Below are 13,028 nucleotides of genomic sequence, written 5' to 3'. Positions count from 1 at the left end.
CCTTGGACTCACGTCAGCTCGCCTATTTCCGCCAGATCGTCGACAGCGGATCGATGAGCGCGGCCGCGCGGGTGCTCGGCATCGCCCAGCCGTCTCTGTCGCAGCAGACCCGCAATCTGGAAACCCATCTGGGCACCGAACTCCTGTCGCGGACCGCGCGGGGCGTGGTGCCGACCGAAGCGGGGCAGGTGCTCTACGACCATTCCTGCCGGATCGGCAGCTTGATGGCCGAGGCCGAGGACGCGGTGCGGGCGATCGGGGCCGAACCGTCGGGCCGGGTCGAGTTCGGCATGCCGGCCTCGGTGTCCATGGCGCTGTCGATCCCGCTCGCCGAGACGGTGCGGGTGGAGATGCCGCAGGTGCGCTTCTGCGCCACCGAGGCGATGAGCGGTCATATCCGCGAACTCGTCACCAGCGGCGAGATCGACCTGGCACTGCTCTACGACCAGGACGGGATCGGCGATTGCCCCTCGCGGCTGATCCTGATGGAGGATCTCTGGTTCTATGCCGCGCCGGACGACTGGCCGTTTGCGACGCCGCCCGGCGTCCCGGTGCCGCTGGCCGAGGTGATGGCGCTCGACCTCGTCCTGCCGTCGCAGCGGCATGGGCTGCGGCGGCTGATCGACCGGGTGGTCAAGGCCGAACGGCTGCAGACGCGGGTCGTCACCGAGATGGATTCGCTGCAGCAGATCAAGGCGCTGGTCGCCCGCGGCAGCGGCCACACCATCCTGTCCCCGGCGGCGGTGCATGATCTGGCCGAGACCGGCCGGCTCTTGGGTAGCCAGATCATCTCGCCCCGCATGCGCCGCCCGGTCTATCTGGTGCGCTCGGCCAGACGGCCGGTCTCGGCGGCGACCCGGGCCATCGAAACCTACTGCATCCGGGTCATCGAAGATCTGGTCCGGCGCGGGATCTGGCAGGCCGAGTTTCCCGACAGTCAGAGCGCGAGCCTATGACAGCCGCGAAGACGGCCTATTGGACGGCACTCCGCACCGCGCACTAGTTTGCGATCTCATAGGGCGATCCCCTCAAAACACCGTCAGGGCGGAAGATCACCGGTTTGCGCAAGTCGCGCTGGCGGTCCGGCGGCAAGGAAAGGCAGACGATCGATGGACGAGGCGATCCGCAAGGAATGCATGGCCTATGTCGGGCGCCAGCGTGAAGCGACCGACAGCATGGCGCCCGAGACGGTGGCCAAGCAGGCGCATGTCCTCGGCGTCGCGGCGCCGGAGGCCGAACTGCCGGCGACCTGGCACTGGGCCTATTTCAACCACGGCTTTCCCATCGCGAACCAGGGCGAGGACGGCCATGAGCGGCTGGGCCTGTTCCTGCCGCCGGCGCCGTTCCACCGCCGCATGTGGGCGGCCGGCGACGTGACGGTGCATCGCCCCCTGCGGATCGGCGTGCCGGCGACGCGGCGCTCGACCATCACGGATGTCGCCTTCAAGAGCGGGCGGACCGGCGACCTCTGCTTCGTGACCGTCGACCATGCGATCGAACAGGATGGCGGGCTCGGGGTCGCCGAACGGCAGACCATCGTCTATCGCGACCGCGGCTTGCCTGAAAAGGCGCTGCGCGCGCCGGGCGATCCGGTGCCGGATGGCTATGTCGTCCATCCGGACATGGAGCTGTTCTTCTATTCGGCGCTCACCCATAACGGCCACCGGATCCACTGGGACCGGAACTTCTGCCGTGAGGTCGAGGGTTATCCGGGGCTGATCGTCCACGGCCCGCTGATGGCAACGAAGCTCTGCGATGCCATGGCGGGCACGGCATCCGTCCGCCGTTTTGCCTTCCGGGCGCTGGCGCCGGTCTTCGACACGACGCCGATCCGGCTGGTTCACCCGGCCGCCGGCACGGGCGGCGAGGGGCGCATCGAGCGCTCCGACGGGGTGATCTCCATGCAGGCGACGCTCGAAATCGTCTGAGAGACGAACTCCCTTAGCGGCCCTATTGCTCTCCGGCACGGGCGAGAAGGGCCTCGGCCTGGGCGACCAGTGGCCGGTCCAGCATGGCGCCGTCGAGCTGGATCGCCCCGCCGCCGGCCGCCTCCGCCGCCGCAACGATGCGGCGCGCCCGGTTGATCGCATCGTCGCCGGGCCGCATCGTGTCGTGAACGGGACCGATCTGCGCCGGGTGGATGCAGAGCCGCGCACCGAAGCCGAAGGCAAGGGCCCGGCGGGTTTCCGCGATGACGCGGTCGATATCGTCGATTGCCGGGGTCACTCCGTCGATAGGGGGAGCAAGGCCGGCGAGCCGGGAGGCCAGCGCCAGTTCGGCGCGGTAGATCGCCATCGCCTCCGCATCCTCGTGCAGGCCGAGATCGAGCATGAAGTCGATGGTGCCGAAGGCCAGCCGCACGACCCCGGCGACCTCTGCAATGGTGCGCGCTGCCGCCAGGCCGCGCGCGGTCTCGATCAGCGGGATCACCGGCTTCGGCATCCGGGCAACGTCATGAGCCGTTTCGGCCTTGGCCAGCATCACGCCGGCAATGCCCGGATGGTCGAGACACTCCATGTCGGCATCATGCCATGGCGTGCCGGCGGCATTGATCCGCACGAGGACGCCGGCGTCGCCGGTGAGCGCGGCGAGCAGGCCGGCCCGCGCCGCCTCCTTATCCGCCGGTGCGACCGCATCCTCGAGATCGACGATGACCGCATCGGCCCCCGAGGCGAACGCCTTGGAGATCCGCTCCGGGCGGGTCGCCGGGACGAAGAGGAAGCTGCGGGCGTTGGCCGGATCGCGCATGAAAGGTCTCGTCTCGACATTGGCGGGCGGGGCGGGCCGCTGGCATGACGCGGCTGCATCCGAAGGCCGATCCTACCTAGCCGAACCGCCCTTCGGAACGGGCTGGGCGTCTATCGACCCGATAGTCCGGCCCTATCCACCCGCTGACGGCGGGCAGTTGGCGCGGTCCCTCCATCGTGAGTGACGTCAGGGGCTTGTCGCCAACCCTTGCGAAAGTGATTCAGCCGGTTCGATCAGAACTGGAAGCGGCAAGCCTCTATCGCGGACGATCGTGCGGCCTCCATAGGAGACGGCTATCGCCTCCATCGTCTGCGCGATCTGCCGGTTTCCGCGCCGGACGCTATGCTGTCCTCAGCACAGGAGCGCAGCATGACCACGATCGACACCCATGACGAGATCCGCGAAGCGGTGGGCCGGCTTTGCCAGGATTTCCCCGGCAGCTACTGGCGCGAGCTGGACGAGCGCCGCGCCTATCCGACCGATTTCGTGAAGGCGCTGACCGAGGCCGGCTTCCTCTCGGCGCTGATCCCGGAAGAATTCGGCGGATCGGGGCTGCCGCTTTCGGCCGCCGCGGTGATCCTCGAGGAAATTCACCGTCAGGGCGGCAATGCCGGCGCCTGTCACGCGCAGATGTACACGATGGGCACACTGCTCCGGCATGGCTCGGATGCCCAGAAGCAGGCCTATCTGCCGCAGATCGCCGAGGGGACGCTGCGACTGCAATCCTTCGGCGTCACCGAGCCCACCAGCGGCACCGACACCGGCTCGCTGCGCACCACCGCCCGCCGGGACGGCGACGTCTACCGGATCAACGGCCAGAAGATCTGGATTTCCCGGTCCGAGCATTCCGACCTGATGATCCTGCTCTGCCGCACGACGCCGCTCGACCAGGTCGAGAAGAAGACGCAAGGGCTGTCGGTCTTTCTCGTCGACATGCCCGAGGCCAAGGCGAACGGCCTGACCATCCGGCCGATCCGCACCATGATGAACCACGCGACGACGGAGCTCTTCTTCGACGACGTGCCGGTGCCGGCCGCCAACATGATCGGGGAGGAAGGGAAGGGGTTCCGCTACATCCTCTCGGGCATGAATGCCGAGCGGATCCTGATTGCCGCGGAATGCATCGGCGACGCCAAATGGTTCATCGACAAGGCCGCCGCCTATGCCGGCGAGCGGGTCGTCTTCGGCCGGCCGATTGGCCAGAACCAGGGCATCCAGTTCCCGATCGCCAAGGCCTATGCCCGCATGCGCGCGGCCGAGCTGATGCTGCACGAGGCGATCCGGCTCTACGAAGCGAACGAGAATCCCGGTGCCGAGGCGAACATGGCCAAGATGCTGGCTGCCGAGGCGAGTTGGGAGGCGGCCGAGGCCTGCGTCCAGACCCATGGCGGCTTCGGCTTTGCCGAGGAATACGACGTGGAGCGCAAGTTCCGCGAGACGCGCCTCTATCAGGTGGCGCCGATCTCGACCAATCTCATCCTCTCCTACCTCGCCGAGCACGTGCTCGGCATGCCGCGGAGCTATTGATGTCGATCGCCGCCCGTCTCGCCCGTTTCGCGCTCACCGGAGATCCCGGCTCGCCGGCGGCCCGCCGCTTCGCCCGGCTGTCACTCTTCGACTGGGCGACGGCGGGACTGGCCGGGCGCAGCGAGCCGGTGGCGGTCGCGGCGCGGCGCATGGCCGCGAGTGAGGCAGGTGCCGGCGCAAGCCTTATCGGCGGCGGGACGGCGACGCCGCGCGCGGCGGCGCTTGCCAATGGCACGACCAGCCACGCGCTGGATTACGACGACACGCATTTCCTGCATATCGGCCATCCGAGCGTCGTCGTGATGTCGGCAGCCCTTGCGATGGCAGAGATGGAAGGTTCGTCCGGCCAGGCCTTTCTCGACGCGCTGGTCGTCGGGCTCGAGGCGACCTGCCGGGTAGGCGACTGGCTGGGGCGGTCGCATTACGAGGCGGGCTTCCACCAGACCGGCACCGCCGGCGCCTTCGGCGCAACCGTGGCGGCCGGGCGCCTTGCCGGCCTCGACGAGGCCGCGATGATCTTCGCGCTTGGGCTCGCGACGACCCGCGCATCCGGGCTGAAGAGCCAGATGGGCACGATGGCGAAACCGCTGAATGCGGGCTTCGCCGCCGAAGCCGGCGTGACCTGCGCGCTCCTCGCGCGGGCCGGCGTCGCCTCCAATCCGAACGGGTTCGAGGACCGCCAGGGGTTTGGGCCGACCCATGCGGGAACCGGACACATGGCCGCCTTCGACGGGCTCGGCGAGACCTGGGTCTTCCCCGACATTTCCTACAAGTTCCATGCCTGCTGCCACGGCCTTCACGCGACGCTCGAGGCACTGCAAAGCCTGCGGGACGACGGCCTGACATCCGACTCCATTCGCAGCGTGACGATCTGCACCAACCCGCGCTGGTTCGACGTCTGCAACAAGCCGGAACCGGCGACGGGTCTGGAAGCGAAGTTCAGCTATCGCCTCGTCACCGCCATGGCCCTTCACGGGCTCGATACGGCGGATCTCGCCGTCTACGACGCGGCCAACTGCGTGCGCCCCGATCTCGTGGCGCTGCGCGACCGGGTCACGGTCGAGGCAGACCCGTCGCTGACCGACACGCAGTCCCGCGTGTCCGTGGAGACGGGGGACGGCCGGCAACTGACCGCCAGCCGAAACCTTCTGGCCGCCGCCGACCCCGACACCATCGAGACGCGGCTTGCCGCGAAATCCGCCACGCTCCTCGGCGATGACCTGTCGGGCGCTCTCCTGCAGGCGGTCGACAGCCTCGGCGAGGCTGCGGATGTGACCGCATTGGCGACGCTTCTCGCAACGAAGGCGCCGGCCGACTGACTCAGCCAGACGAACGATTTTTGGTTGATGATCCACGGCAGGCCCGGGCGGCGCGTGATCATGTCTGCTGCCGTCCCGGCTTCGCCCTGACAGCAACCCCAGCGCGATGCCTTCGCGCGGGGATGGCGCTCGCCGTCACATATCCAGTTCCGCCTGCGGTATCCTACGGCCTCATCGAGTATTTGCGCACGCTCGATTTGATGCGCCAGCTTGGTTTATCCTTGCGCCGCGTGGTGCCGCATGGCGGCCGCCAAATGTCGTTGAACATCGCGGCGGGTCTGCATCTTGGCGGTAATCGAAGCCATCCTACCGTGTTTCTGCGACTACGCCGATGGTAGCGCCGTGGAGGATGGTTACGTAGGCTTTCCATAGGTTCCGGGCATCGGCTTCGAAGCGGAATCGGCGCTGTACCAACTGAAGCGGGAACTCCTGAACTGCGGCTGCGGCGCGCCATTGTCGGCGGCGTAGAGCGCGTCGGTATCCGCTTCGGTTGCCGCCGCGCCTACAGGCCGGCGAGATCCTTCAGCACTGAACGCGACACGCGATAGGTCAGGGCGGCGATGGTCAGCGTCGGGTTGCCGGTGCCGACGGTGGGAAAGGTGCCGCTGCCGAGCAGGTAAAGGTTCTTGTGATCCCAGCTGCGCAGGTCGGAACCGACCACCGAGTCGGCCGCAGTCGCGCCCATCCGGTATGTGCCCATGATGTGGCCGGCGCCGTACAAGTTGATGTCGTAGTGCTTCCCGTCCATGTCGAACGCGACTGCAGGAAGGCCGACGTCATCGACGAAGCGGGTGTAATTTTTCCCGATCTGCTTGAAAATTTTCTCGGTCGTGGTTTGCGCCGAGGCCAAGCCGCGCAGCGTGTAGTCGCTGTGCGAAATCGAATAGTTGACCTCCGGCCGCGGCAGGCCGAGTCCATCGGTGTAGCGGTCCGACAGGGTGATACGATTGGTCTCTTGCGGCTCCTGTTCGACCAGATAGCACAGCCGGACCATCCGGGTGTTGAAGTCGTTCAGCCGGTCGATCAGCGCCCGGCCGTAGAGCTTGTCGCCGTCCGGGTTGAGTTGTGACTTGTTGCTGCCGTGGACGAAGTCCCGGAGCGAGGTTGCAGGATCGTCGTCGGCCCATTCCCAGCCGACATTGCCGACATCGATCCGCCAGGCCGAGCGCTCCTTGCGGAACGGTCCGTCGCGCAGGCTCTCGACGCCGGAGCCGCTGCGCGGACCGCGATAGGGGAAATATTGCCGCGTGCTCAGTCCCCATCCGAGATAGCACAGGTGATCCATCAGGTTGCGGCCGACCTGGCCGGACGAATTGGCGACGCCGCGGCGGCCGTTCGACATCAGCAGCAATTTCACCGTTTCCACGGCATGAGCCGCCAGAACGACGATCTTCGCCGTCACCTGCTCGCGGCTCACGGCATAGTTTCCCGGCTCGCCGGTATATTTCAGGTAGCTGACGCTAGAAATACGGCCGTCGGCGCCGACCGTCAGATCGCAGGCGACCGCCCGGGTGAGCGTCGTGACGTTGTGGGTCGCCTCGGCCGCGCGCAGCGTTACCTGCGCGTCGTACTTGGCCTGGATCGGGCAGATCGGGATGCAGCTGGAATTGCCCTGGCAGGCAGGCCGGTCGTTGCGATACTGCGAGTTGCGCCCCTGCGGGGTGCAGGTCATTTCAAGCGGCTGACCGTCGACTGTCAGGCCGGCGATATCCTCGCCCAGCCGGGTGTCGGAGACGCTCTGCGGAATACGCACCATCGGATATTCGTAGCCGGGCGGAAACTGCTCGCCGAGATAGGGCTGCAACGCGCGCTGGTCGGCGATGGTGGCAGAGACACCGATCTCGTCCTCCGCCCTGGCGTAGTCGTCGAACAGATCGGCGATATCGAGCGGCCAGTCGACCAGCACGCCATAGGCCGACTTCATCCGGAAATCGTTGGGCACCAGGCGCAGGCACGTGCCCAGCCAGTGCCAGGTGGTGCCACCGGCCAGCCGTTCGTAGGTCGACAGGAACGGCAGGTCCGAGCTGGCTTGATAGGTCAGGTAGCTTTTCTCGTTGAGGGCGGCGATCCGCTTCGGCCTGTCTTTGTCATTCAGTGTCGGCCAGCCGAAGGTCATCGCCGTCGTCGCGCGCGGGGCCGCTTCGGACGCCGGATCATCGGCATAGGGCGGGTAGGGGGTCTCCGGCAGCTTGCCGGTCGCCGTCAGATAGGTGCCGTGAAATGCCTTGCGATTGTCGCGATCGAGGGGACCGGATTCCAGAATGAGCACGCGCTTGCCCTGCGTCGCGAGTTCCTTGGCCATGATCGCGCCGGCGATGCCGGCACCGATGATGACCACGTCGTAAGTCGCGTTCGCGGGCATGGCGGGCTCCTACAGAAAGTCGTCGAGGGGCGCGGGAAGCGTAGCCCAATAGCCGAATTTCTGGTGGCTGACTCCGGTGGGATGGGCCTGGATCGCCCGCCACGCCAAGCCCTCGGCATAGATGTTGGCCGACGGGATCGCGGCATCGGCGCCCGGCGGCGCGATCTGGCCCAGGTACCAGAACACGATCAATGCTCGGGCGGTGTCGGCCACGGCCTTGTCCGCCTCATCGTCCAGGATTCTGCGGGCGATGTCGTCGGGCGTTTGGCCGCTTGCGAGCCCCGTCCGGTAGAGGCCCAGCAGATCGCCGGCGGCGCTGCCGTGGATCCTGACGAACTCGCCGTAGAAATCCGCCGATTGCTGCGCGAACTGCAGCGTCTGTTCGGAGAATCCGGTCAGCAGGCTGGACAGCGCGAAGAATTCCTTGGGCGGGGCGGTGGTCATCGCTTACTCCTTCGCCATGACGCGCGACAGGATGTAGGTGAAGTCTGAGGACTTGGCCGCGGGCGTCGCGGTGGCGCGGTTGTGGCAGCCGATACAACTCGACGACACCATCGGCGTGTCGCCCTGCATGAAGGTCTCGATGGCGGTGTTGGCGAGATACGGCGGAAACGGCCGGCCGGTCGGGTCGGTGGTGTCGGTCGGTTTCTGCGGGTACTGGGTGCCGATCAGCATGTAGTTGGCCCAGACCGTATCTGGGTTTGCTTTTTTCAGCTCGGCCTGGAATTTGGCGTTAAGCGCGGCGGTCTCGGCATCCACCGGGGTCACGCGCACCACCTGGACCGGAACCTGGCCCGGGCGTGTCGGATCCCAAGGTGTGTCCGGCAGCGCGTTGGGGGTGCAGGACTCACCCGATCCGCTCTGCAGACAGTCGGGATCGTGGAAATTGTAGTGTCCGGTCTTGTCGGCGCCGGCGTCGGGCGCGTTGTCGACATGCTCGAAAGTTGACCAGATCCATTGCGGTGCGGACTCGGTCTTGGTCGAAATATGCATGCCGACCAGGCCAAGCCGCATGCGGGTGCACTGGTCGCCGCTGACGACATAGGCGTCGATGGTGTGGAAGCGCGCCGGATCGTCGCCGTCACCGAGCGGTTTCCACGCCGCCTTGACCATGGTAGCGCCTTCCGCGCCGATGGCGCGCGACCGGGCCGGGAAGTCGATGGTGCCGAACGCTTTCAGTCCGGCCTGCGTGTACAGCCGGTTGTCGACGATATAGTCGTACATCAGCCGGTTGACGACGATCTCGTAACGCACGTAGCTGGCGTTCAGATCGATCAGCGGCCCGGCCTGGGCCTGGACCGAACTCGACACAACGCCTTCCGCCTTGGTGGCGTGATACAGCACGCGCGCCGCCTTGGCGGCCCCGATGGCCTGGCAGGCCGGCGGAGGGACCTGCGGAGTGCCCCAGGCGGGGGGCGTCTCGCCGTCCGCGACCAGGATCCGGTAATCCTCCATCCAGGTGCCCCAGACTGTGGCGTTGTCGCCGTTCGCGCCGATCGTTTGCGCGTCAGCCCGGCCGTCGGCTCGCACCGGCCAGTTGAGCGAGACGAAGCTCTTCCAGGAAAATGTGTCGTAGTAGGAATGGTCGCCAACCGGATTTTCGGCGATCACATCGGCGGGGACGCGGCTACTCAGCGCCACCGTGCCGTCCAGCGTCGAGTCCGGCGCGCTCGGAATCCCCGTGAACAACCCGAACCCCGCCGCCGCCGCCGCGACCAGGATCGCGGCACCGGCGATATACCCCGCTTTGGAAATCTGCATGGCTCGGCGCCTTGGCTGTGTCGATCAGATGTCGGCGTAGTAAAGCGAGCTTTCGGCGATCGCGGGCGGCGTCGCGTAGGTCATCACGCCGCACGTCTCTCGCTTGGCGCTGAAGACTTTCTTGAGATCCCTGACAATCCCGTGACTGGAGGACCCGATTTCCAGATCCGGGGTGGGCATGGTGCCACCGCTGGCCTTGGTCATGCACCTGAACGCTCCGAAGATGTTCCTTCGCGAACCGACGAGGCGCTGGCCCACCCCCTCCGCGCGATGCGGGTAGAGGCTGAAGTCGAGAATTTCCGACTGGTTGGAGGCGACGACGCCCGCGCGCCCGTCGAGATCGTCGATCTGGAGGCTGAACAGCTTGCCCCCCGCCGGTTCCGTAACCGGCGCCGGAATCGTCAAGTCCCAGCGGGTACATGTGAGGTTGTTCAACGCCGGGGTCGTGTAGGTAAACGGGTGGGTCATCACTTTGTTTTCGCCGAAATTGTGCATCCCCCAATAGACCGCAATACGGTCGTCGCAGGGCACCCACAGCCGGTAGTTGCCAATCGTCTTGGTGTGGTCACGGCCGAGGATGAAATCCGAACTGCTCAATCCAAAGGGCGTCTGCGCGCGGCGCTCTGCGCCATAGGAGACGATGTTGATCTCGCATTCATGCGTCGGCTCGGTACCGAGGCTTGCCGGTGGCTTGTCGCCGTAGGCGATCGGCTTGGTGATGTCGGCATAGGCTTGCGGATCGTTGACGCCGGAATCAGAACTGTAGGCCATGAAGTTGATGTTCATCATCCCCATCGGCTCGTCGGTCGCCAGGTCGTCGAAGGCGAAGGCCCTCAGGCTCGCCGACTGGTTCGCCAGGATCGGATCGAGGACCGCGATCGGCACGGCGTAATAGACCCAGAGGGCCGAAAACGAGCCGTACCAGAACGGCGGATTGCCGGGTGTCGGCATGGTGCGGTGAACGCCGCCGGACTCTGTCATCACTTTCTCCCTCCGATATTCGCTGCCGTCGCCGGCAATACGCGTTCCTGGGTTTCCCGTAGCAGGCTGCGCGCGGACCGAAGGTCGTCGGTGTCGAAGCCTTCGGTGAATGTTGCGAAGACATCCGAGAGCGCGGCGCGCGCGCCGGCGAAGCCTTGGCTTTGCATGTGCAGTCGTGCCAGCATCAGTGCCAGGCGGAGTTCGAGCGCGCGGGCCTTACGCGATCTCGCGTCGGCCATCGCCTCCGACAGGCGGACGACGACCGCCTCGTTGTCGAGGTCCGACCGGTCCAGTAGCAACTGGCAGTGCACCCTTTCAATTTCCGGCGCCCACCAATGCTCCCCGGTGCGAGCGATGAACTCGACCGCTTCCTCGATCGAGCGGAGCGCCGCCTCAGTCTGGCCGTGATCTTTGTCCGCCTCCGCGAGCAGGCTGAGGAAATAGCTCAGTCCCAGCCGTGAATTGGTTTCCTGCCAATGGGTCAGGCCGCGGCGGATGCGTTCCGACGTGGCCGCGGGCTCGTGCGAGTTCGAGGCAGCCCAGCCGAGCAGCACTTCCGTCCAGCCGACCCAGAACTGGAAAGCGCGGTCCTTGGAAAATTTCAGCGCTTCTTCCGCCAACTCGGCCGTGCGTTTGCGGTCGCCGCAGAACTGATAGGTCCAGGCGGCGAAGCTTTTCGACAGGGCGATGCTGAATTTGTGCTCGATGTCGTGGGCGATTTCGATGGCGCGTTCGCTCTCGCGCCGCGCCCGGTCGGGATAGCCGAGCAGCCAGTCGGCCCAGCCGGCATAGGCATACGAGGCGACCCAGGGATCGACGACATCGAAGGTCAGCAGCCGGGCGCGCGCCTGCGGCGTCGCCTCGGTGTCGATGACGTGCTGCAAATGCAACCTGGCCCGTTCGATTTCGCCCATGTAGAACAGCGTCGCGCCGATCGCGCGATTGGCGGCGATGTCGAACACGAGGTCATCGGATTGCCGCGCCATGTTTGACAGTTGGTCCGTCAATTCGAGCGCTTCCCGGTAGTTCGCCCGCAACAGGTAGAAGCGCCACATGCCGTAGACCACCGGAAACAGATCGGGGGTTTCTCCCATGCCGCCGCACAACTTGCGCGCCCGTGTGTAAGTCTGCTCCAGTTGGTGCGACGCGTATCCCTCGGCCGAGGCCAGCGGGACGGCAACCGTGATGAGGATCTTCAGTTCCTGGTGATCGCGCTCCGGCGAGGGTGGCAGAGAGTCGATCTGCTTGAGCGCTTTCGTAAAATGATCGATCGCCTCGCGGTTACCCGATCCGGCCATCGCCTTCTGCCCGGCGCGCACCCAATAGAAGATCGCCTTGTCGGGCTGGCGCGCCCGCGTGTAGTGGTGGGCCAGGACTTCCGGATCGGCAGCGGCGATGTCCGGCGATATCGTCTCCAGCATCCGCGCGATGCGCAGATGATAGAACACTCGGCGGCTCTTCAGCAGAGTCTGATAGGCAGCATCCTGGACCAGCGCGTGCTTGAACTTGTAGGTCGATTCCGGCGGCACGCCATAGGCGAAGATGAGCTCGGACTCGGCCAGGGAGGCGAGGGCGGAGTCGAGCTCCTGCGCGGTCTTCGGCTCAGCGACGGCAGCGAGCAGGGCGTAGTCGAAAACCCGCCCGATGCAGGCGGCGATCTGGGCCACGTCGCGCGCCGGCGCCAGCCGGTCGAGCCGCGCCATGAGCGAGTCCTGCAGGCTGTCGGGAATCGCGAAGGCCGACAGCGGCTCGCTCAGATCATAGTGATCGCCGGCGTCGATCAGCAGTCCGGTTTCGAGCACCGTTCGGGTCAATTCCTCGACGAATAGTGGGATACCGTCGGTTTTCGATAGAATGTGCTGGACCAACTCCGCCGGCAACGTCTTGCCCTCGGCGACGCGGTTGATGATGGCTGTGCCTTCCGTCCGCCCCAGTCGGCTTAGCGTGATCGAGGAGATATGTGCCTGACCGTCCCAGTGGCTCGTGAATTCCGGCCGGAACGTGACAATCAGCAGCAGCCGGAGGTCCGGTGCCCGCTCGATGACCAGGTTGAACATTTCGATCGAGGTCGGATCCAGCCAGTGGGCATCCTCGACGATCATCAGGATCGGCCGGTCACTGCTGAACCCTTCGATCAGACGGACCAGCGCGGCGAGCGTCTCGCGTTTCAGGACACGCGTATCGCCATCGGGCACCCGGTATCGGTCGCCGGTCGGCACGGACATCATCGCGGCGACCAGCGGCACGGTTGCGGCTAGAGCAGATCCGGCCTATTCCGGTTCATAGCCGGCAGCGGCGAAATAGTTGGCGCATTCGTCTGGCTTGAAGAG

General features: G+C 66.1%; 10 protein-coding genes. 4 read left to right on the top strand and 6 right to left on the bottom strand.

The features are described 5' to 3' along the window. The first annotated feature begins 2 nt into the window (after positions 1-2). The gene (locus N7I30_RS20725; protein WP_498640956.1) at positions 3-956 is read left to right on the top strand and encodes a LysR substrate-binding domain-containing protein; all 954 of its coding nucleotides are present in this window, start codon (positions 3-5) and stop codon (positions 954-956) included. 153 nt (positions 957-1,109) lie between these two features. After that, a complete protein-coding gene (locus tag N7I30_RS20720; protein ID WP_498640955.1) occupies positions 1,110-1,928 on the top strand; it encodes an HTD2 family dehydratase in 819 nt (272 codons plus the stop codon). 22 nt (positions 1,929-1,950) lie between these two features. Here N7I30_RS20720 and N7I30_RS20715 read toward each other — a convergent pair whose 3' ends face one another. Next, a complete protein-coding gene (locus tag N7I30_RS20715; protein ID WP_498640954.1) occupies positions 1,951-2,748 on the bottom strand; it encodes an HpcH/HpaI aldolase/citrate lyase family protein in 798 nt (265 codons plus the stop codon). 369 nt (positions 2,749-3,117) lie between these two features. On the opposite strand from N7I30_RS20715, the gene N7I30_RS20710 reads away from it, so the two are divergent. Continuing rightward, on the top strand, positions 3,118-4,275 hold the full coding sequence (locus N7I30_RS20710) for an acyl-CoA dehydrogenase family protein (RefSeq protein WP_187392603.1): 1,158 nt from the start codon (positions 3,118-3,120) through the stop codon (positions 4,273-4,275). After that, positions 4,275-5,594, top strand: a complete 1,320-nt coding sequence (locus N7I30_RS20705) for an MmgE/PrpD family protein (RefSeq protein WP_498640953.1) — start codon at positions 4,275-4,277, stop codon at positions 5,592-5,594. Before N7I30_RS20710 ends, N7I30_RS20705 begins: the two co-directional genes overlap by 1 nt. Before the next feature lie 502 nt (positions 5,595-6,096). On the opposite strand, the gene N7I30_RS20700 is transcribed toward N7I30_RS20705, so the two are convergent. The 5 genes from N7I30_RS20700 to N7I30_RS20680 are packed head-to-tail and all read right to left on the bottom strand — an operon-like array spanning position 6,097 to position 12,944. Further along, on the bottom strand, positions 6,097-7,956 hold the full coding sequence (locus N7I30_RS20700) for a GMC family oxidoreductase (protein WP_498640952.1): 1,860 nt from the start codon (positions 7,954-7,956) through the stop codon (positions 6,097-6,099). Between the two features lie 9 nt (positions 7,957-7,965). Further along, positions 7,966-8,400 carry a hypothetical protein gene (locus N7I30_RS20695; protein ID WP_498640951.1) on the bottom strand — a complete coding sequence of 145 codons (435 nt, stop codon included), beginning with the start codon at positions 8,398-8,400 and terminating at the stop codon, positions 7,966-7,968. A 3-nt stretch (positions 8,401-8,403) separates the two neighbouring features. Continuing rightward, positions 8,404-9,717, bottom strand: coding sequence for a hypothetical protein (locus tag N7I30_RS20690; RefSeq protein ID WP_498640950.1), 1,314 nt, complete (start codon positions 9,715-9,717; stop codon positions 8,404-8,406). A gap of 24 nt (positions 9,718-9,741) precedes the next feature. Next, positions 9,742-10,698 (bottom strand): hypothetical protein, encoded by a 957-nt coding sequence (locus N7I30_RS20685; RefSeq protein ID WP_498640949.1) that lies wholly within the window; start codon positions 10,696-10,698, stop codon positions 9,742-9,744. Continuing rightward, positions 10,698-12,944, bottom strand: coding sequence for a hypothetical protein (locus tag N7I30_RS20680; protein ID WP_498640948.1), 2,247 nt, complete (start codon positions 12,942-12,944; stop codon positions 10,698-10,700). Before N7I30_RS20680 ends, N7I30_RS20685 begins: the two co-directional genes overlap by 1 nt. Positions 12,945-13,028 lie beyond the last annotated feature (84 nt).

Origin of the sequence: Aurantimonas litoralis, from assembly GCF_026153195.1 — a bacterium.
Lineage (GTDB): Bacteria > Pseudomonadota > Alphaproteobacteria > Rhizobiales > Rhizobiaceae > Aurantimonas > Aurantimonas coralicida.
The sequence above is the reverse complement of the archived record's forward strand: the minus strand, read 5'-3'. Positions and strand labels throughout refer to the sequence as shown.

Excerpts from the sequence above, each read along its gene's own strand:
- N7I30_RS20720 (WP_498640955.1), top strand. The coding sequence starts at position 1,110 with ATGGACGAGGCGATCCGCAAGGAATGCATGGCCTATGTCGGGCGCCAG.
- N7I30_RS20715 (WP_498640954.1), bottom strand. The coding sequence starts at position 2,748 with ATGCGCGATCCGGCCAACGCCCGCAGCTTCCTCTTCGTCCCGGCGACC.
- N7I30_RS20710 (WP_187392603.1), top strand. The coding sequence starts at position 3,118 with ATGACCACGATCGACACCCATGACGAGATCCGCGAAGCGGTGGGCCGG.
- N7I30_RS20705 (WP_498640953.1), top strand. The coding sequence starts at position 4,275 with ATGTCGATCGCCGCCCGTCTCGCCCGTTTCGCGCTCACCGGAGATCCC.
- N7I30_RS20700 (WP_498640952.1), bottom strand. The coding sequence starts at position 7,956 with ATGCCCGCGAACGCGACTTACGACGTGGTCATCATCGGTGCCGGCATC.
- N7I30_RS20695 (WP_498640951.1), bottom strand. The coding sequence starts at position 8,400 with ATGACCACCGCCCCGCCCAAGGAATTCTTCGCGCTGTCCAGCCTGCTG.
- N7I30_RS20690 (WP_498640950.1), bottom strand. The coding sequence starts at position 9,717 with ATGCAGATTTCCAAAGCGGGGTATATCGCCGGTGCCGCGATCCTGGTC.
- N7I30_RS20685 (WP_498640949.1), bottom strand. The coding sequence starts at position 10,698 with ATGACAGAGTCCGGCGGCGTTCACCGCACCATGCCGACACCCGGCAAT.